This is a genomic window from Rhodococcus indonesiensis, assembly GCF_047782815.1.
GTDB lineage: Bacteria > Actinomycetota > Actinomycetes > Mycobacteriales > Mycobacteriaceae > Rhodococcus > Rhodococcus indonesiensis.
The window spans coordinates 1,931,599-1,950,601 of record NZ_CP180630.1; the positions used below are offsets into that span (position 1 = coordinate 1,931,599).

The 19,003-nt window shown below is 70.6% G+C and carries 17 protein-coding genes and 1 tRNA gene; 13 read left to right on the forward strand and 5 right to left on the reverse strand.

The window, feature by feature from the left end:
* Positions 1–8 precede the first annotated feature (8 nt).
* The 4 genes from ACM26Y_RS09075 to ACM26Y_RS09090 are packed head-to-tail and all read left to right on the forward strand — an operon-like array spanning position 9 to position 3,904.
* The gene (locus ACM26Y_RS09075; protein WP_003935221.1) at positions 9–1,163 is read left to right on the forward strand and encodes an isobutyryl-CoA dehydrogenase; all 1,155 of its coding nucleotides are present in this window, start codon (positions 9–11) and stop codon (positions 1,161–1,163) included.
* Positions 1,160–2,221, forward strand: a complete 1,062-nt coding sequence (locus ACM26Y_RS09080; protein WP_416063267.1) for an enoyl-CoA hydratase/isomerase family protein — start codon at positions 1,160–1,162, stop codon at positions 2,219–2,221. The genes ACM26Y_RS09075 and ACM26Y_RS09080 overlap by 4 nt, the downstream gene beginning before the upstream one ends.
* Position 2,222: 1 nt before the next feature.
* Positions 2,223–3,131: a 3-hydroxyisobutyrate dehydrogenase gene (gene mmsB / locus ACM26Y_RS09085; protein ID WP_416063268.1), complete on the forward strand. Its 909-nt coding sequence runs from the start codon at positions 2,223–2,225 to the stop codon at positions 3,129–3,131.
* Positions 3,128–3,904, forward strand: a complete 777-nt coding sequence (locus tag ACM26Y_RS09090) for an enoyl-CoA hydratase (RefSeq protein WP_003935224.1) — start codon at positions 3,128–3,130, stop codon at positions 3,902–3,904. The genes mmsB and ACM26Y_RS09090 overlap by 4 nt, the downstream gene beginning before the upstream one ends.
* A 56-nt stretch (positions 3,905–3,960) precedes the next feature.
* Here the strand turns inward: ACM26Y_RS09090 and ACM26Y_RS09095 are convergent, their stop codons facing one another.
* Positions 3,961–4,488, reverse strand: a complete 528-nt coding sequence (locus ACM26Y_RS09095) for a MarR family winged helix-turn-helix transcriptional regulator (protein WP_003935225.1) — start codon at positions 4,486–4,488, stop codon at positions 3,961–3,963.
* Between the two features lie 176 nt (positions 4,489–4,664).
* Between ACM26Y_RS09095 and ACM26Y_RS09100 the strand changes: the two genes are divergently transcribed.
* Positions 4,665–5,210, forward strand: a complete 546-nt coding sequence (locus ACM26Y_RS09100) for a protein-tyrosine-phosphatase (RefSeq protein ID WP_040781461.1) — start codon at positions 4,665–4,667, stop codon at positions 5,208–5,210.
* On the opposite strand, the gene ACM26Y_RS09105 is transcribed toward ACM26Y_RS09100, so the two are convergent.
* From ACM26Y_RS09105 to ACM26Y_RS09115, 3 genes are all read right to left on the reverse strand, one after another.
* Complete coding sequence (locus ACM26Y_RS09105) at positions 5,195–6,343, reverse strand: sulfotransferase family protein (protein WP_416063269.1); 1,149 nt, start codon at positions 6,341–6,343, stop codon at positions 5,195–5,197. The two genes, ACM26Y_RS09100 and ACM26Y_RS09105, sit on opposite strands and share 16 nt — an antisense overlap.
* Before the next feature lie 61 nt (positions 6,344–6,404).
* Positions 6,405–7,205: an SDR family oxidoreductase gene (locus ACM26Y_RS09110; RefSeq protein WP_416063270.1), complete on the reverse strand. Its 801-nt coding sequence runs from the start codon at positions 7,203–7,205 to the stop codon at positions 6,405–6,407.
* Positions 7,202–8,368 (reverse strand): hypothetical protein, encoded by a 1,167-nt coding sequence (locus tag ACM26Y_RS09115; protein WP_416063271.1) that lies wholly within the window; start codon positions 8,366–8,368, stop codon positions 7,202–7,204. The genes ACM26Y_RS09110 and ACM26Y_RS09115 overlap by 4 nt, the downstream gene beginning before the upstream one ends.
* A gap of 83 nt (positions 8,369–8,451) precedes the next feature.
* On the opposite strand from ACM26Y_RS09115, the gene ACM26Y_RS09120 reads away from it, so the two are divergent.
* From ACM26Y_RS09120 to ACM26Y_RS09150, 7 genes are all read left to right on the forward strand, one after another.
* Positions 8,452–9,366: an IclR family transcriptional regulator gene (locus tag ACM26Y_RS09120; protein WP_416063272.1), complete on the forward strand. Its 915-nt coding sequence runs from the start codon at positions 8,452–8,454 to the stop codon at positions 9,364–9,366.
* 133 nt (positions 9,367–9,499) lie between these two features.
* Positions 9,500–10,417, forward strand: coding sequence for a sulfate adenylyltransferase subunit CysD (cysD, locus tag ACM26Y_RS09125; protein WP_416063273.1), 918 nt, complete (start codon positions 9,500–9,502; stop codon positions 10,415–10,417).
* On the forward strand, positions 10,417–12,252 hold the full coding sequence (cysC, locus tag ACM26Y_RS09130) for an adenylyl-sulfate kinase (RefSeq protein ID WP_289379145.1): 1,836 nt from the start codon (positions 10,417–10,419) through the stop codon (positions 12,250–12,252). The genes cysD and cysC overlap by 1 nt, the downstream gene beginning before the upstream one ends.
* Positions 12,249–13,364, forward strand: a complete 1,116-nt coding sequence (locus ACM26Y_RS09135; RefSeq protein ID WP_416063274.1) for a 3'(2'),5'-bisphosphate nucleotidase CysQ — start codon at positions 12,249–12,251, stop codon at positions 13,362–13,364. Before cysC ends, ACM26Y_RS09135 begins: the two co-directional genes overlap by 4 nt.
* Before the next feature lie 51 nt (positions 13,365–13,415).
* A complete protein-coding gene (locus tag ACM26Y_RS09140; RefSeq protein WP_416063275.1) occupies positions 13,416–14,411 on the forward strand; it encodes an MBL fold metallo-hydrolase in 996 nt (331 codons plus the stop codon).
* Between the two features lie 13 nt (positions 14,412–14,424).
* Complete coding sequence (locus ACM26Y_RS09145; protein WP_003935235.1) at positions 14,425–14,805, forward strand: limonene-1,2-epoxide hydrolase family protein; 381 nt, start codon at positions 14,425–14,427, stop codon at positions 14,803–14,805.
* A gap of 146 nt (positions 14,806–14,951) precedes the next feature.
* Positions 14,952–16,121, forward strand: coding sequence for an MFS transporter (locus ACM26Y_RS09150; RefSeq protein ID WP_416063276.1), 1,170 nt, complete (start codon positions 14,952–14,954; stop codon positions 16,119–16,121).
* Between the two features lie 148 nt (positions 16,122–16,269).
* Here ACM26Y_RS09150 and ACM26Y_RS09155 read toward each other — a convergent pair.
* A tRNA-Arg gene (locus tag ACM26Y_RS09155) sits at positions 16,270–16,345 on the reverse strand.
* A 240-nt stretch (positions 16,346–16,585) separates the two neighbouring features.
* On the opposite strand from ACM26Y_RS09155, the gene ACM26Y_RS09160 reads away from it, so the two are divergent.
* Positions 16,586–18,976, forward strand: a complete 2,391-nt coding sequence (locus ACM26Y_RS09160; protein WP_416063277.1) for a phosphoketolase — start codon at positions 16,586–16,588, stop codon at positions 18,974–18,976.
* Positions 18,977–19,003 lie beyond the last annotated feature (27 nt).

The window sequence follows — 19,003 nt, forward strand, 5'->3', positions numbered from 1 at the left end:
GGTAGCAGATGTTCACCCTCACCGACGACGACCGGGCGATCCGCGACACCGCCCGCGACTTCGCCGCCGAGTTCCTCGCCCCGAACGCGGTCGAATGGGACCAGACCAAGCACTTCCCGGTCGACGTCCTGCGCAAGGCCGCGGCGCTCGGCATGGGCGGCATCTACGTCCGCGAGGACGTCGGCGGGTCGGGCCTGCGCCGTCTCGACTCCGTCCGGATCTTCGAGGAACTCGCCAAGGGCTGCCCGTCGATCGCCGCCTACATCTCCATCCACAACATGGTCACGTGGATGATCGACCGGTTCGGCAACGACGAGCAGCGCCGACGCTGGGTCCCCGGACTCTGCACGATGGACCAGCTCGCCAGCTACTGCCTGACCGAGCCCGGCGCCGGCTCCGACGCGGCGGCCCTGAGCACCAGGGCCGTCCGCGACGGCGACGAGTACGTCCTGACCGGCGGCAAGCAGTTCATCTCCGGCGCTGGCACGTCGGACGTGTACGTGGTGATGGCCCGCACCGGTGAACCCGGCCCGCGGGGCATCTCGGCGATCATCGTCCCGAAGGACACCCCCGGGCTGTCCTTCGGCGCCAACGAGAAGAAGATGGGCTGGAACGCCCAGCCCACCCGTCAGGTGATCTTCGACGGTGCCCGCGTGCCCGCCGAGAACCTCCTCGGCGAGGAGGGCAGCGGCTTCCGGATCGCCATGCACGGGCTCAACGGCGGCCGGCTCAACATCGCCGCGTGCTCGGTCGGCGGCGCCCAGGCCGCGCTCGACAAGACCGTCGGGTATCTCGCCGAGCGCAAGGCGTTCGGCGAGCGGCTGCTCGACTCGCAGGCCCTGCAGTTCCGGCTCGCCGACATGCGCACCGGCATCGAGGCCTCGCGCACCCTGCTCTGGCGCGCCGCCGACGCCCTCGACCGCGGTGCCGACGACGTTGTCGAGCTGTGCGCCATGGCGAAGCGGTTCGCCACCGACGCCTGCTTCGACGCCGCCAACGACGCGCTGCAACTGCACGGCGGTTACGGCTATCTTGCCGAGTACGGACTCGAGAAGATCGTGCGGGATCTGCGGGTACACCAGATCCTCGAAGGAACCAACGAGATCATGCGGGTGGTCGTCGCGCGCAGCGTGGTGGCCGCGGCGCAGAACGGAGCGAAATGACCGAGACGGAAGACGTCCTCGTCCGGGTCTCCGGCGGTATCGGCCGGATCACCCTCAATCGACCGAAGGCCATCAACGCCCTGAACTACGACATGGTGAAGGTGATGGCCGCCGCGCTCGACGAGTGGGCGAAGGACGACTCGGTCCGCGCGGTCGTCGTGGACGGGGCGGGGGAGCGCGGCCTGTGCGCCGGCGGCGACATCGTCTCGATCTACCACGACGTCCGCGACGGCGGCACCGGCTCGCAGGACTTCTGGCGCGACGAGTACATCCTCAACGCCGCCATCGGCCGCTACCCGAAGCCGTACGTGGCGATCATGGACGGCATCGTCATGGGCGGCGGCGTCGGAATTTCCGCCCACGGCAACGTCCGGATCGTGACCGAACGCTCCACGATCGCGATGCCCGAGGTCGGTATCGGCTTCGTTCCCGACGTGGGCGGCACCTGGCTGCTCTCGCGTGCACCGGGCGACCTCGGCACCCACCTCGCGCTGACGACCGGCCGGATGAAGGCCGGTGACGCGATCGCGCTCGGATTCGCCGACCACTTCGTCCCGTCCGAGGCGCTCGACAAGTTCGTCGCCGCCCTCGAATCCGGCACGGTCGACGAGGCCCTGGCCGAATTCGCCCAGCCGGCACCGGAAGCGCCGCTGCTCGCGCAGCGGGCGTGGATCGACGCCGCCTACTCGGCGCCGACCGTCGAAGAGATCGTCGCCCGCCTGCAGGCCGCAGAAGAGCCCGAGGCCCACGCGGCCGCCGAGCAGATCCTCGGCAAGTCGCCCGTCGCGCTGAAGGTGACCCTGCGCTCGGTGCGGCACGCCCGCGAACTCGGCAACCTCGAAGAGGTGCTGAACGAGGAGTACCGGGTCTCGCTGGCGTCGCTGCGCTCGCACGATCTCGTCGAGGGCATCCGCGCCCAGGTGGTCGACAAGGACCGCAACCCGGCATGGTCGCCGGCGACCCTCGCCGACGTCACCGACGCCGACGTCGACGCGTACTTCCAGCCCCTCGGCGAGCTCGAACTCGGGCTCGCCGCACCCGAGAAGGAAACCGCCTGACATGAGCACACTGCCGAACGTCGCCTTCCTCGGTCTCGGTCACATGGGCGGACCGATGGCCGCGAACCTGGTCAAGGCCGGTTACCCGGTCACCGGCTTCGATCCGGTGCCCGCGGCCCAGGAACAGGGCCGCGCCGACGGCCTGACGATTGCCGAGTCCGCGACCGACGCCGTCCGCGACGCCGACGTCGTGATCACCATGCTGCCCAACGGTGGCCTCGTGCTGAAGCTCTACGACGAGGTCCTGGCGGCCGCCCGGCCGAACACCCTGTTCGTCGACAGTTCCACCATCGACGTCGCCGACGCCCGCGCCGCCCACGAGAAGGCTGTGCAGGCCGGGCACCGCGCGATCGATGCGCCCGTCTCCGGCGGCGTCGCGGGCGCCGCTGCCGGCACGCTGGCCTTCATGGTCGGCGGGTCGGAAGAGGACTTCGAGGCTGCGAAGCCGCTGCTCGAGGTCATGGGCCGCAAGGTCGTGCACTGCGGCGGTTCCGGCGTCGGCCAGGCCGCCAAGATCTGCAACAACATGATCCTCGGTGTGTCGATGATCGCGATCAGCGAGGCCTTCGTCCTCGGTGAGAAGCTCGGCCTGACCAACCAGGCCCTGTTCGACGTCGCGTCCAACGCCTCCGGCCAGTGCTGGGCGCTGACCAGCAACTGCCCGGTGCCCGGCCCGGTGCCCACCACTCCCGCCAACAACGACTACCAGCCCGGATTCGCCGCCGCGCTCATGGACAAGGACCTCGGGCTGGCCGCGAACGCGTTGCGCGCCAACGGCGTCGACGCCGAGCTGGGGCTGCGGGCGGCGGAGATCTACCACCGGTTCAACACCTCGGGTGGCGGCGGACTGGACTTCTCGGCCATCATCACCGAGATCCGCAACCGCTCGACAGAACAGGAAAACCAGTGACGGACTTCGAGACGATCCTGCTCGACCGCAAGGACCGCGTCGGCATCATCACGCTCAACCGGCCCAAGGCGCTCAACGCCCTCAACAGCCAGCTGATGCGCGAGGTGGTGGCGGCCGTCGAGGAACTCGAGGCCGACACCGGCATCGGTGCCATCCTGCTCACCGGCTCCGAGAAGGCGTTCGCCGCGGGTGCCGACATCAAAGAGATGGCGCCCAAGACGTTCTCCGAGGTGTACGCGGAAGACCTGTTCTCCCAGTGGGATCGGCTCTCCGCGGCCCGCAAGCCGATCGTCGCCGCCGTCTCCGGGTACGCGCTCGGCGGCGGCTGCGAGCTGGCGATGCTGTGCGACTTCATCATCGCCTCGGACACCGCCAAGTTCGGCCAGCCCGAGATCAAGCTGGGTGTCATCCCCGGCATCGGCGGCTCGCAGCGGCTCACCCGCGCCGTGGGCAAGGCCAAGGCGATGGACATGTGCCTGACCGGGCGGAACATGGACGCCGAGGAGGCCGAGCGTGCGGGCCTGGTCTCGCGCGTCGTGCCGGCCGCGGACCTGTTCGACGTGGCGCTCGAGGCGGCGACCACGATCGCGTCGATGTCGCTGCCCGTCGCGATGATGGCCAAGGAAGCGGTGAACCGGTCCTTCGAGACCACCCTCGCCGAGGGCGTGAAGTTCGAGCGGCGGGTGTTCCACTCGACGTTCGCCACCGCCGACCAGAAGGAAGGCATGGCCGCGTTCGTCGAGAAGCGCGCGCCGAAGTTCGAGCACGCTTGATCGTGGTGAAACACTCCGGGCCGTTCCGCACGAGTGCGGAACGGCCCCGGAGTGTTTCACCAGCGGGTGGGCTCGCCTCCGGTGTCGAAGTCGCCGGCATCGTGGCGCAGGCCCGCCAGGATGCGCAGCAGCGTCTCGAGCTGATCATCGGGCACGCCGGGGCGGGCGAACACCTCGGCGTTGAGCTTCTCGGTGGTCGCGACGGCCAGCGCTCGTCCCTCGTCGGTCAGTTCCACCAACGTCGCGCGACGGTCGCTCGGGTGCGGGGTGCGGCGCACCAGACCGGCGGCCTCGAGCCGGTCCACGGCGTTCGTGACGCTGGTCGGGTGGACCTGCAGGCGGGCGCTGGCCTTCGCCATCGGCAGCGCCCCCGTCCGGGTGAAATGCAGCAGCGTCAGCAGTTCGTATCGGGCGAATGTGAGCCCGAACGGTTTGAGGACCTCCTCGACCCGCGCCATCATGATCTGCTGCGCGCGCATCACCGAGGTCACCGCGGCCATGCCGTCCGCGACCTCGCCCCAGCCGTGGGCCGTCCACTGGCGATGGGCCTCGGCGATCGGATCGAGCGGTAGGGGTGCGGGCATACGTCGATCATCCCACGTGGTGCCGCGTCGAGGTGACGCGGACACAGCTTCCGTCCCCTGCGGGACCGGGCGCCGGGGTGAACGACACGCAACGGCCGGGACAACGTCACGTGAACCCGCGACGACATCCAAATGTGTCTGCCCGCCGCTCGATTCGCGACGGCTACAGTGCGCGCGTGCACATCCTGTTCGTCTGCAGCGGCAACGTCTGCCGGTCCGTGATCGCGGAGCGGCTGACGCGGGCGTACGCGTGCGAGTCCGGGTGGGCCGACCTGACCGCCGAGAGCGCGGGTACCCGGGCGCTCGTCGGATATCCCGTCGAACCCCGGGCGGCCGCGGTCATCGCCGGACTCGGCGCGGATGCGAGCGATTTCCGCGCCCGCCGGGTGACCGCGGCGATGGTCGACGGCGCCGACCTGGTCCTGACCATGAGCGAGGAACAGCGCGACCGCGTATCCGGTCTGGTCGCCGGGGCCGCGGCGAAGTCGTTCACCCTCACCGAGGCGCACCGCATCGCGACTGTCACCGGCGCGGCGACGGTCGCCCGGCTCGATGCCTGCCGAGATCCGAGCGGCGCGGCCCGGACCCCGAACATCCCCGACCCGATCGGCCTGTCCGCGCAGGTGTTCGTCGAGACCGGGGATCTCGTGGCCGCCGCGCTGTTCCCGTTGCTCGACGTCCTCGCCGGCGCGGCGGTCGCCGCGGGTCAGCGGTGGGCGTAGTCCCCGAATCGCTCGTCCACCTCGGCGGCGCTCAGCCCGAAGTCCTCGAGCCGGTAGCGGTGCGCCGGCCGGCGATCCCCGCTGCGGCTCTCGGCGTGCAGCGCGGCCATCGCCTCTTCGGCGGCGGTCGTGAGCCGGATGCCGAACCGGTCGTAGACCGCGCCCACCGTGCCGAGGGGATCGGCGACGAAGTCGCGGTAGTCCACGTCGACGAACCGGTCCGGGTCGTGCCGGCGCCGGGCCGCCTCGAAGGTGTCGAACCCGCGCGCCCACAGCTCGAGCTGGCTGCGCCCGATGTTCTCGCCGCGGAAGGTGTGCGACCAGCCGTCGGTGGCGTGCGCGGCCAGGCTGCACACCGACGGGATCACGGTGCGCGGGTCGCGGTGGGTGACGACGATCAGCGCGTCCGGGTAGACCGTGAGCAGTTCGTCGAGGGCGAACAGGTGGCTCGGGTTCTTCAGGGCCCAGCGCTTGCCGGTGTCCGGCAGCCCGATCAGCTGCAGGTTCCTGCGGTGCCGGGCGTACGCGCCGGTCCAGTCCTGCTGTGCGAGCCACTGCGAGTAGGTAGGCAGATGCGCGAGGCATTCGTACGACACCGACCGGAAGGACTGCCGCAGCAGCTGCCAGCACTCCTCGACCTCGCCCGCGGACATGTAGTGCACGCCCATGAACTCGGGGTGCTCGATGTGGTGCCGGGCGAAGCCCGCCTCGAGCGCGGCGAACGCCGGGTTCTGCGGCCACGTCTCGCGCGGCGGCCGGGGCTGCGGCATCTCCGTCAGCCACATCTCGAGTCCCTGGTGGGCGGGGTCGGCGGTGAGCAGGCGGTGCAGTGCGGTGGTGCCGGTGCGGGGCAGTCCGGTCACGAAGATCGGGCGTTCGATCGTCACGTCGGCGTGCTCGGGGTGCTCACGCCAGGCCGCCTCGCTCAGCAGTCGGGCGACGAGGGCGCCGCGCAGGAACACCCGCGACATCTTGCTGCCCAGCGGGGTGAGCTGCTCGTCGCGCGCGTACGAGTCGAGCAGGACACCGAGGGCCTCGGTGTAGTCGTCGTCGCCGAAGTCGGTCAGGCCGGTCAGCCGGGACGCGGAGGCGTGCAGGTCCTCGACGGTGCCGACGCTGGTGCGTTCGGTCATGGATCTCCGATCCCCGTGCCTGGTTTCGGTAGCAGTGGCTACCGAAACCACGCACGGCTGTTCAGTGGTGGTATTCGCCGCAGTTGACGTCCAGGCACTGGCCGGTGACGGCCCGGGCCAGTGGGGAGGCGAGGAAGATCACGGTGTCGGCCACCTCCTCGGTGGTGGGCAGGCGCTTGAGATCGGTGCCGGCCGCGGTGTGCTGGTAGATCTGCTCGACGGTGGTGCCGTACTTGTCCGCCTGGTGCTCGAAGTACCCCTTCAGGGTCTCGCCCCAGATGTAGCCGGGGGCAACGGAATTGACGCGGATGCCCTGGGGGCCCAGTTCGGTGGCGAGGGACTGCGACACCGCCAGCAGGGCCGACTTGGCCAGCTTGTAGCTGCCGTAGCGTTCCTGCGAATGCCGCAGCACCATCGAATTGATGTTCACCACCGAGCCCTTCGTCGCGGTCAGGGCTTCGGTGAACAACTGCGTCAGGCGCAGTGCGCCGAGGACGGTCAATTCCACGCTGTCGCGGATCTGCTGGAAGTCGGTGCGCGCCAACGGTTTCATCGAGGGCACCGAGAACGCGTTGTTGACCAGGGTGTCGACCCGGCCGAACTCGCGGAGGGCCGCCTCGACGAGCCGGGATGCGGAGTCGGTATCGGTGATGTCGGTCGGGACCGGAACCGCGCGCCGGCCTCGGGCGGTGACCTCGGCCGCGACGTCCTCGAGGCGGGCGGCGGTGCGGGCGGCGAGCACGACGTCGGCGCCGTGCTCGGCACACCGCAGGGCGAGGGTGCGGCCGAGCCCTGGCCCGACACCGCTGACCACGACGACCTGTCCGGTGAGCAGGGGGCTCGGGGTGGTCACGGCGCTCACCCGAGCATCCGGTCGGCGATCGCGGTCTGACGGGCGGCGATCCGCGTGGCCCACTGCTCGGGCGTGACGCGGTTGCGGTCGAGGAACGGAAGTGCCGCGGGCACGTCGTCGAACGGGAGCACCTCGGCGGTCGGGCCGTCCGCGACCGTGAGTTCGCGGGCGAGCCGCTGCCAGCGGAACTGCAGGAAGCCGTGGCTGCGGCCCAGGGTCTCGACCCAGTTGGCGATGCCGGGATCGCGGGCAGAGACGACCATGCGGATCATCCCGTCCGGATCCACCTGGGCCTGTGCATTGTTCAGCGAGGTCTGGTGGTGGACGTAGTCGAGGGAGATATACCAGAGGCTGCCCAGCTGGAAGCCCTGGTAGGGCGCATCGGAGGCGGGCACGGTGAGGATCATCGCCTCGTCGTCGCCCAGTTCGAAGTGCCCGACGGACGAGTACTGCGTGGCCAGGCCGCCGGGCGTCGGCCGCGGAGCGGTGACCGTGTTGACCGGCAGGTCGAGGTAGAACCACTGCGGGAACTGCAGCCACGTCTGCACCCGCGACACCAGCGCTTTCCCGGCGCGCCGGTAGCGGGCGGCGGCATCGTCGTGGGTCGGTTCCGGGGGCGGGGTTCCGAGCGCATCGAGCCGGTCGATGCGCAGGGTGCCGCGCCGCTGGGACCAGTCGCTGTAGACCTCCCGGACGACGAGCTGCGACGAACCGGGGGTGAGGGTGAAGTAGTTGTTCCCGGGGTCTGCGGGTCCGGGGCCGAACCGGACCTCGAAGGTGCCGTCGTCGGCGACGTGCAGCTCGCGGTCGTCGAACGCGGTGACATTGCCGGGCACCTGGGCGTCGGTGTAGTTGCCGGCGAGCACCTGGAAGCTCAGGTCGCACGTCGTGCCGCGGCGACCGGTGACGACGTACTCGGCGTCGTCGCGGATACGCGCACCCCAGTAGAGGGTGTCGGGGTTGTCGAGCCCCATCTTCGTGTAGGGGCCGGTGCCGGTGACGAACGTGGGATGGGGCGCTTCGACCGCCCACGCGGCGTGCACGCAGGCGGCGATCCCGCCGGCGAGGTAGCGGTACCCCTCGATCAGGTCCTGCTCGGTGCGGATGTGCGGCGCCGTCGCGACGAGCTTCTCGGCCTCGGTGATGGCGGACGTGAGCGGATCGGTGAGCACACGATCTCCTTGCGGTTCAAATATGTACCGGTGCGGTAGGCTCCTGGTGCAGCGACGATAGAACGTGTTCCAAGGAGGCGTCAATGACCGAGGCCGCCGCGCCGTCGTCCGCTCGGCGTTCGCCACCGACCGAGCGGGTCGTGCAGGTCCTCGACCACCTGGTCGCACACCCGGAGGCCCGGTTCGGGCTCTCCGAGCTGGCGCGCCGGCTGGGCATGAGCAAACCGACGTGCCTGGGAATCTTGACCGCGCTGACCGACGCCGGCTACCTGATGCGTCATCCCGCCGACCGGTCGTACGGGCTCGGTCCCGCGCTGATCGTCGCGGGCCGGGCCGCGCAGCGCGGCTTCGCCGTCGGCCCTGTCACCCACCGGCACCTGGCCGCGCTCGGCGCCGAGTTCGGCGCCACCTGCGCCGCGTCGGCCGTCGTGGGCGACCGCATCGCGGTCCTCGACGTCGCCGGGCCCGATCCGGCCGGCGCCGGGGCGAGGGTGGGGGAGGTGTACCCGTTCGCGCCGCCGGTGGGGCTGATGTACGTGCTGTGGGACTCCGACGAGCGGCTCGAGCAGTGGCTGGCGCGCGAGCCGACGCTGCCGGTGCGGCTGGACCGGGAACGCCTGCGCGACGTGGTCGCCGAGTGCCGCGCCGCGGGGTACCTTGTCGAGTCGCTCACCGCCGGGGGGCGGCGGTTGCATGCGCTGATGGCGGGGGTGGCAGCGCACGACCTCCCGGCGGAGCTGCGCGAACTGCTGGGGGAGATGGTCTCCAGCCTGGGGGAGCGCGTGTTGCTCACCGGCGCGGAACCGGACGACGCCGAGCACCCGGTGAACCTGCTCGCCGCGCCCGTCCACGACGCGGACGGGCGCCAATCGGTCGTGCTCACGCTCCACGTGGGCGCGACGCTGGCCAATCGGGAGATCGCACGGCGCGGGGCCGCGCTCGTGGCCACCGCCGAAGCCGTCACGCGCGAGCTCGGCGGGCGTCGCCCGAGCCGATGACGGCCGAGCCCTGCGCCGCATAGCCGCCGGGCGGGGGCGTTGACCCGGAACTGAAACTCGTTCTATCGTTCGGGGCGAACCTTTCGACCGAGTCGGTACATATTTGGACCGACGCTCGTGAGCTGGAGCCGCGATGACCCTCACGCCGTCGTACGAACTGCCCCTGCAGCGCGCCCTCGAGGCCGAGTCCGTGCACATCTTCCGGGAGGTGGCGGCCACGTTCGAGCGTCCCGTGCTGCTCTTCTCCGGCGGCAAGGACTCCGCGGTCATGCTGCACCTGGCAGCCAAGGCATTCTGGCCGGCGCCGATCCCGTTCCCGGTGCTGCACATCGACACCGGCCACAACTTCCCCGAGGTCCTCGCCTACCGCGACGCCGAGGTGGCCCGCCGCAGGGTGCGGCTGCTGGTCGCGTCGGTGCAGGACGACATCGACGCCGGCCGGGTCGTCGAGGACGTCGGTCCGCATGCGAGCCGCAACCGGCTGCAGACCCGGACGCTGCTGCGTGCCCTCCGCGAAGGCGGTTTCGACGCGGTGTTCGGCGGTGCCCGGCGCGACGAGGAGAAGGCCCGCGCCAAGGAGCGCGTGTTCTCCTTCCGCGACGAGTTCGGTCAGTGGGACCCGAAGGCGCAGCGCCCCGAACTGTGGCAGCTGTACAACGGCCGGCACCGCCGCGGCGAGCACATCCGCGTGTTCCCGCTGTCCAACTGGACCGAGCTCGATATCTGGAACTACGTCCGCGACGAACACGTCGAGCTGCCGCCGCTCTACTACGCCCATCGACGGCCCGTCGTCGAGCGCGACGGAATGCTGCTGGCGCTCAACGAGTTCCTCACGCTCCTGCCGGGCGACGAGCCGCGCGAGGCGATGGTGCGGTTCCGCACGGTCGGCGACGCGACGTGCACGGGCTGCGTCGAATCCACCGCCGCCACCCCCGACGAGGTGGTCGCCGAGGTCGCGGTCAGCCGCGTCACCGAGCGCGGCGCCACCCGCGCCGACGACCGGATCTCCGAGGCCGGGATGGAAGACCGCAAGAAGGAGGGCTACTTCTGATGACCCGGTTGCTGCGCATCGCCACCGCCGGCAGCGTCGACGACGGCAAGTCCACACTGATCGGCCGGCTGCTCCACGACTGCAAGGCCGTGCCCGAGGATCAGCTCGACGCCGTCGCCCGCACCAGCCGCGAGCGCGGCATGGACACCCCCGACCTGGCGCTGCTCACCGACGGGCTGCGGGCGGAGCGGGAACAGGGCATCACCATCGACGTCGCCCACCGCTACTTCTGCACCCCGCACCGCGCCTTCGTCGTCGCCGACACTCCCGGCCACGAGCAGTACACCCGGAACATGGTCACCGGCGCCTCGACCGCCGACCTCGCCCTCATCCTCGTCGACGCCCGCAAGGGCGTCGTCGAGCAGACCCGCAGGCACGCGTTCCTCGCCAGCCTGCTCGGCGTCCCCCATCTCGTGCTGTGCGTCAACAAGATGGACCTGGTCGACTGGTCGCAGCAGCGCTTCGACGAGATCTGCGCCGAATTCTCCACGTTCGCAGCCAAACTCGACATCCACGACCTGACGTTCGTGCCGGTCTCGGCGCTGCTCGGCGACAACGTCGTCGACCGCACCACCGCCATGACCTGGTACGAGGGTGCCTCGCTGCTGCACCGTCTCGAGCAGGTGCACGTCGACTCCGACCGCAACCTCATCGACGCGCGCTTTCCCGTCCAGTACGTGATCCGTCCCGGGCACGGCGAGCACCGCGACTTCCGCGGTTACGCGGGCACCGTCGCGAGCGGGGTCTTCGCTCCTGGCGACGAGGTGCTGGTGCTGCCGTCGGGCTACGGCACGCGGGTGCGCGCCGTCCACGGCCCGGGCGGCGACCCGGTGCCGAGTGCCTTCGCGGGCAGCGCCGTGTGCCTCGAGCTCGAGGACGACCTCGACGTGGGACGCGGCGACATGCTGTGCCGCCCCGGGAACCGGCCGCTCGTCGGGCACGAGCTGGACGCGATGGTGTGCTGGCTCGCCGAGGGCCCGGGTCTCGCGCCCGACGCCACCTACACCCTGCTGCACACCACCAACGCCACCGCCGCGCAGGTGGTCCGGCTCGACTACCGGCTCGACGTGACCACCCTGCACCGCGACGGGGCGGCACGGTCGTTGACCCTCAACGAGATCGGGCGAGTGCAGCTGCGGACCCGCCGTCCCGTGCTGTTCGACCCCTACCGGCGCAACCGGACCACCGGCAGCTTCGTGCTCGTCGACGACGCGACCGGCAGCACCGTCGCCGCCGGGATGATCACCGGCCCCACCCTCGCCGCCGCCCCCGTCGTGTGGCACGCGGCGGAGGCGACCCGCGCCGAACGCCTCTCGAGGGGAGCGACGGTGTGGCTGACCGGCCTGTCGGCGTCGGGCAAGTCCAGCGTCGCCGCGGCGCTCGAGCGGCGTCTGCTCGCGGCCGGCGTGCCGGCCTACCGGCTCGACGGGGACAACCTGCGGCACGGCCTCAACTCCGACCTCGGTTTCGGGCCGCAGGACCGCGCGGAGAACGTCCGTCGTGTGGGTGCGGTGGCGCAGCTGATGGCCGACGCGGGGCTGGTGACGATCTGCGCGCTCATCAGCCCGTACCGGTCCGACCGGGACCGGATCCGCGAACAGCACCGGCAGGCCGGGCTGCCGTTCCTCGAGGTGTTCGTCGACACCCCGCTCGCCGACTGCGAGGCCCGCGATCCGAAGGGCATGTATGCGCGGGCCCGAGCCGGGGAGATCTCCGGATTCACCGGCATCGACGACCCCTACGAGCCACCCACCGGTCCCGAACTGGTGCTGCGGCCCCAGTACGGCGATCCGGTCGCGCAGGCCGGACTGATCATGGAATTGTTGGCCCCATGACCGATGACGCCGCCCTCGCCGCCGAGATCGCCACCGCTGCAGGAGAACTGTTGCTGACCGTCCGCGCGGCCGAGGCCGACGCGCTCACCGGTCGCGAACTCGGCCGCCACGGCGACCGCGCCGCCGACGCCTTCATCCTCGGGCGGCTCGCCGCCGAACGCCCTGCCGACGCGGTGCTCTCGGAGGAATCCGCCGACGACCCGGCGCGGGTGCACGCGAAGCGGGTGTGGATCGTCGACCCGCTCGACGGATCCAAGGAGTACGGCATGCCGGACCACGAGGACTGGGCCGTGCACATCGCCCTGTGGGAGGCCGGCCGCGGTATCACCGCCGCCGCGGTCGCGCAGCCGGCCGTGGGCGCCGTCTACGGCACCGCGGACGTCGGGCGTGCCGAACTGCGGCCACTGGCCGGCCGACGGCCCCGCATCGTCGTCAGCGGGAGCCGGCCGCCAGTGTTCGTCGCGGACGTCGCCCGCGCCCTCGGCGCCGACGTGGTGCGGATGGGTTCCGCCGGGGCCAAGGCCATGGCCGTGGTGCGCGGCGACGTCGACGCGTACGTGCACGCCGGCGGGCAGTGGGAGTGGGACTCCGCGGCGCCGGTGGGGGTCGCGCAGGCGGCGGGGCTGTACTGCGCCCGCATCGACGGCAGCGAACTCGAGTACAACCGCCCCCACCCCTACCTGCCGGATCTGGTGATCTGCCGACCGGACTGGGCCCCGGCCCTGATGGCCGCGATCGCCGAGCATGCCGGCGCCCCCACCGACAGCGCCCGCGTCGCGATGGCCCGCTCCTACATCCGTTCCCTCGTCAGTCACGACGCGTCGCATGTCCGGCTCGCGGCCGACGCGTGGCGGGTCGAGAACGGGGTGCGCACCGGGGACACCGGCGTCGAGATCCGGGACCGGCTCGAGCACGGCCCCGAGTACCGCCCGATCCGGCGGGTGCGGGAGCTGACATTCCGCGAATGGGACGAGAACGTCGTCGCGCGGTTCCTGCTCGACCTCGACGCCGGGGACACCGTCCTCACCGTGGCGGTCACCGAGCACTTCGCCATCCCCGCAGGCGAGATCTGCTCGATCGTGGCGATCATCGAGCCGCACGAGCCCAAATAGTTTACTGTTTGTGTTCATAGACGAGCTAACGATCTAGTGCCTGGAGGACCCATGGACCACGCCTGCGACATGGGCGACGGCATCTTCCGCATCCCTGTCCCGGTCGGCGACCTGCCGGTCGGCGACACCCAGGTGTACGCGATGGAGTCGCCGCGCGGACTGGTCCTCGTCGACGTCGGCTGGAACGACGACACATCCTGGACCGCGCTGCAGGACGGCCTCGCTTCCGTCGGTGCCTCAGTCGCGGACGTCGAGGGAGTGGTCGTCACGCACTTCCATCCCGACCACGTGGGCCTGACCGGCCGGATCCGGGAGGCGTCGGGCTGCTGGGTCGGCATGCACGAGGACGACTTCGGTCAGCTCGAGCTCATGACCTCCGGCGACGGCAACGCCGAGTGGGAGGCCGAGCAGTGGCGCCGCGCCGGGGCTCCCGACGACCAGATCGCCGTCTATCTCGAGCGGGCGAGTGGGGAACGCGCGACCGGCAAGCCGGACGTTCATCCCGACCGCAAGCTCGCCACCGACGAGCGGATCGCGCTCACCGGCCGCACCCTGCGCACGGTGTTCACCCCCGGGCACACGCCCGGCCACGCCTGCTTCTACCTGGAGGAACACGACATCCTCTTCAGCGGCGACCACGTCCTGGCCACCACGACCCCACACGTGGGCGACTTCGACTTCCCGCTCGCCGAACGCGACGCCCTCGGCGAGTTCATCGACTCGCTGCGTGCCGTCGGCACGCTCCCGGCCCGGCGCACCCTGCCCGCGCACCGGCAGCCGATCGACGACCTCGCGGCCCGCACCGGTGCCCTTGTCGAGCATCACGAACGACGCCTCGACGATCTGTACGCCGCATTCGGCGACGAGGAGCTGACCCTGTGGCAGGCTGCCGAGCGGATGACGTGGTACCGCCCCTGGGACCAGACTCCGCCCACGGGCAAGCAGATGGCGCTGTCCGAGGCCTCGGCGCATGTGCGGCACCTCATCGAGAGAGGCCGCGCGCGCCGGGTCCCGGGCACCGACCCGGCGCGCTTCGCCCGGGCCTGACGGAAGGAACCGCATGACCCCCGACGAGCTCGTTACCGAATTCTGCCGCCGCTGGGCCGATCCCGACCCGGCCGTGCTTGCGTCCTACTTCACCGACGACGCCGTCTACCACAACATTCCGATGGAACCGGTGCGTGGGCGCGCGGCGATCGAGGAGTTCATCGCCGGGTTCGTCGCCTCGTTCGGCGGCATCGATTTCCGCATCCGGCACCAGGCCGTTCACGGCGGCGTGGTGCTCAACGAGCGGGTCGACGTGTTCACGCTCGGGGGACGGACCGTCGAACTGCCGGTGATGGGGGCTTTCGAGGTCGTCGACGGCAGGATCGCCGGCTGGCGCGACTATTTCGACATGGCGCCGATCACCGCGGCCGCCCAGCAGGATCCGGCGGACTGACACCCGGTCTCGCGGTTGTCGGCCGCAGGTGACCGAGTTGATCCGGCCGTGGGAGGGTCGGTGCATGCACGCAGTGAGTGTCGATGCTCCCGAGAGTCGGGCCGAGGTCCGTGACGTAGCCGGGCCCACGGCATGAGGGGGAATTCATGACGCTCTCCCCAGGCGGGCGGATCGGCCTGGCCGGAGCTGCGGTGGTCGGAGTCGCCTTCGGCATGGCCCGCTACGCCTACGGCCTGACACTGCCCGACATCCGGGAAGACCTGCGGCTCTCCGAGCTGGTGCTCGGCCTCGTCGCCAGCGCAACGTTTGCGGGCTACCTGGCCGGCCTGTTGCTTGCCGGACGGCTCGCCGCTCGCCATGGGTCGCGCGCGCCGACGACAGTGGGCGGGGCCTGCGGCGCCGCGGGGGCGGTGATCGTTACTTTCGCGCAGTCCCCGGGGCTGCTCGCCGTCGGTGTCGTCCTGGCCGGCAGCGCCGGTGGCTGGGTCTGGGCGCCCTACTCCGACATCGTGACCCGATCGGTGCCCTCGCGGCAGCAGCCCCGAGCGTTGGCGATCATCACCACCGGCACCAGCGGCGGACTGGTACTGCTGGGCGCGCTGGCCGTCCTGGCCGCGGTGGGCTCGTGGCGCCTGGTCTGGGCCGGAATCGCCCTCGCCGCCGTGGCCGCCGCACTCGTGAACCTGCGCCTGGTGCCGCGGACCAGGCCGGCCCCGCACCCGGAGGCACGACCCGGAGCCTCCTCGCTGGTGGCAGCGCTGCGGGCCCCGGCAGCCTACTCAGTTGTCTACTTCGCGGTCGTGGTCGTCTACTTCACCTATGCCGCCGACGTCCTGGACAGCGGCACCCTCCCGGCGGCGGCCGTCCCGGCTCTCTACGCGGCCGTCGGTCTCACCGGCATGGTGGGGGTGGCGACCGGAACCCTCGCGCAGCGACTGGGAAGCGTCCGGGTCGCCGCGCTGTGCCTCGCAACGGTCGGTGCGGCGCTGGGGCTGCTCGGGCTGTCCAGTGGCTCCGTGGCCGCGACCGCAGCCTCGGCGTGCATCTTCGGCATGGGGTACATGACAGGATCCGCGGTGCTCGCGGTCTGGACCGCCGAGCTGGTACCCGAGCGCGCCGGTGCGGCGTTCACAGCCTGCCTGGTCGTGGGAGCCCTCAGCTCGGTCGCAGCACCGGCTCTCGCCGGTGCCGCGATACCCGCCCTCGGCCTGGGGTCGCTGCTCGTCGTCACCGCGGCGGTGTCACTGCTCGGCGCGGTGGCGCTGATGCTGTACGGGTTCTCACAAGGGGTGGCAGTCGGTGACATCGGACGATGAACACAGAATCCCTGGGCGTGGCCGATGCGCACATCCTGCTTCGTGACGAGTCCGCGTTTCACAACACCTGGTCTCAACGTCCTGCGCCAGGTTCGGGCCGCAGAACGGGAACGGCCCCGCGTCGCACTGCGACGCGGGGCCGTTCCCGTGGTGCCCTCGGCAGGATTCGAACCTGCGACTTCTTGCTCCGGAGGCAAGCGCTCTATCCCCTGAGCTACGAGGGCGTTCCGGACTCCACCGGTTGCTCGGTGGGGCGGGAGTTAGCGTAGCGCATTGTCGGCGATACGCCACATCGCCTGGTCGGAGGGGGTTTCTCCGGCGCTCCTGGGGTATCCGGCAGGCACGGATGCGCCGTCCGGGAGGAACTCTTCGGCGAGTGTTTCCCGGAACGGCCGGCGTGGGCCACCCGCGCGGGGCAGGCTCGAACACGAAACCGGACACACACCTGCAGGAGAGGACCGTACGTGGACGCAGGACCCGACACGGCAACCCGCACCGGACCGCTGAGCCGCGAGGAGCTCGCTGCGCTCGACACCTGGTGGCGAGCCGCGAACTACCTGTCGGTGGGGCAGATCTACCTGATGGGCAACCCGCTGCTGCGCGAGCCGTTGCGTCCCGAGCACATCAAGCCCCGGCTGCTCGGGCACTGGGGCACCACCCCGGGGCTGAACTTCGTCTATGCACACCTCAACCGCACGATCACCGCCCGCGAGCTGGACATGATGTACGTGATGGGTCCCGGGCACGGCGGTCCCGGGCCCGTCGCCGCGGCCTGGCTCGAGGGCACCTACAGCGAGATCTATCCGGACATCTCCCGGGACGCGGACGGCATGGCGCGCCTGTTCACCCAGTTCTCGTTCCCCGGGGGGATCCCCAGCCACGTCGCTCCCGAGACACCCGGATCCATCCACGAGGGCGGCGAGCTCGGGTACGCCCTGTCGCACGCCTACGGGGCCGCGTTCGACAACCCGGACCTGATCGTGGCTGCCGTGGTGGGCGACGGCGAGGCCGAGACCGGGCCGCTGGCCACCAGCTGGCACTCCACCAAGTTCGTCGACCCGCGCCGGGACGGCGCCGTGCTGCCGATCCTGCACCTGAACGGGTACAAGATCGCCAATCCGACCGTCCTCGCCCGCATCGAACACGAGGAACTCGAGCACCTGCTCCGCGGCTACGGCCACGATCCGGTATTCGTCGAGGGCTCCGATCCCGAGCGCATGCACCAGGCGTTCGCGGCGGCCCTGGACCACTGCCTCGATGCGATACTTGAGATCCGGCGCCGCGCCCGCCACGACGGGGTCACCGAGCGACCGCGCTGGCCGATGATCGTGCTGCGTTCCCCGAAGGGCTGGACCGGACCGAAGGAGGTCGACGGTCTCCCGGTCGAAGGGTACTGGCGCTCGCACCAGGTGCCCTTCGCCAATGCCCGCGACGACGACAGCCACCGCAAGATTCTCGAGGAGTGGCTGCGCAGTTACCGGCCCGAGGAACTGTTCGACGACCGTGGTGCCCCCGTGCCCGCGATCCGCGACCTGCACCCGGCGGGCGAGCGGCGGATGAGCGCCAACCCCCATGCCAACGGCGGACCGCTCGTACGAGACCTGGCGTTGCCGGACTTCCGCGACTACGCCGTGCCGGTCGAGGCGCCCGGCACCGGCAGCGTCGAATCGACCCGCGTGCTCGGCACCTTCCTGCGCGACGTCATGCGCGAGAACACGAGCACCTTCCGCGTGTTCTCCCCAGACGAGAACAACTCCAACCGGCTCGGTCCGGTCCTCGAGGCCACCGCACGCACCTGGAACGCCCGCATCCTGCCCGACGACGACCGTCTGGCCCCCGACGGACGGGTGATGGAGATTCTCTCCGAGCACACCTGCCAGGGCTGGCTCGAGGGCTATCTGCTGACCGGCCGGCACGGCTTCTTCTCCTGCTACGAGGCTTTCGTCCACATCGTCGACTCGATGTTCAACCAGCACGCCAAGTGGCTGCGCACCACCAACGGTATCGACTGGCGCCGGCCGATCCCGTCGCTGAACTACCTGCTCACCTCGCACGTGTGGCGGCAGGACCACAACGGCTTCTCGCACCAGGACCCTGGCTTCATCGACCATGTCGTCAACAAGAAGGCCGACGTGATCCGCGTGTACCTGCCGCCGGACGCGAACAGCCTGCTGTCGGTGGCCGATCACTGCCTGCGCACCCGGCAGTACGTCAACGTGATCGTCGCCGGCAAGCAACCGCAGCTGCAGTACCTCGACATGGACGCGGCAATCGTGCATTGCACCAAGGGAATCGGGATCTGGGACTGGGCCGGCACCGACCAGGGGGCCGAACCCGACGTGGTGCTCGGCTGCGCGGGCGACGTGCCCACCATGGAAACCCTCGCCGCCGTCGAGATCCTGCTCGAGTGGTTCCCCGATCTGAGGATCCGCGTCGTGAACGTCGTCGACCTGATGCGGCTGCAGGATCACACCGAACACCCGCACGGGCTGTCCGACCGCGAATTCGACTCGCTGTTCACCACCGACAAGCCGGTGATCTTCGCGTACCACGGCTACCCGTGGTTGATCCACCGCCTGACCTACCGGCGTACCAACCACGACAACATCCACGTCCGCGGGTACAAGGAGGAGGGCACCACCACCACACCGTTCGACATGTGCGTGCTCAACCAGATCGACCGGTTCGACCTCGCCATGGACGTCGTCGACCGGGTGCCGCGCCTGCATCCGATCTCCGCGTATGCGCGCGAGTACCTGAAGAACCGGCTCGTCGAGCATCACCAGTACATCCGCACCCACGGTGAGGACATGCCCGACATCCGCGACTGGGAGTGGGGCCGGTCCGGACGGTAGACGCGGACGGGGGACGACCCGGATGGG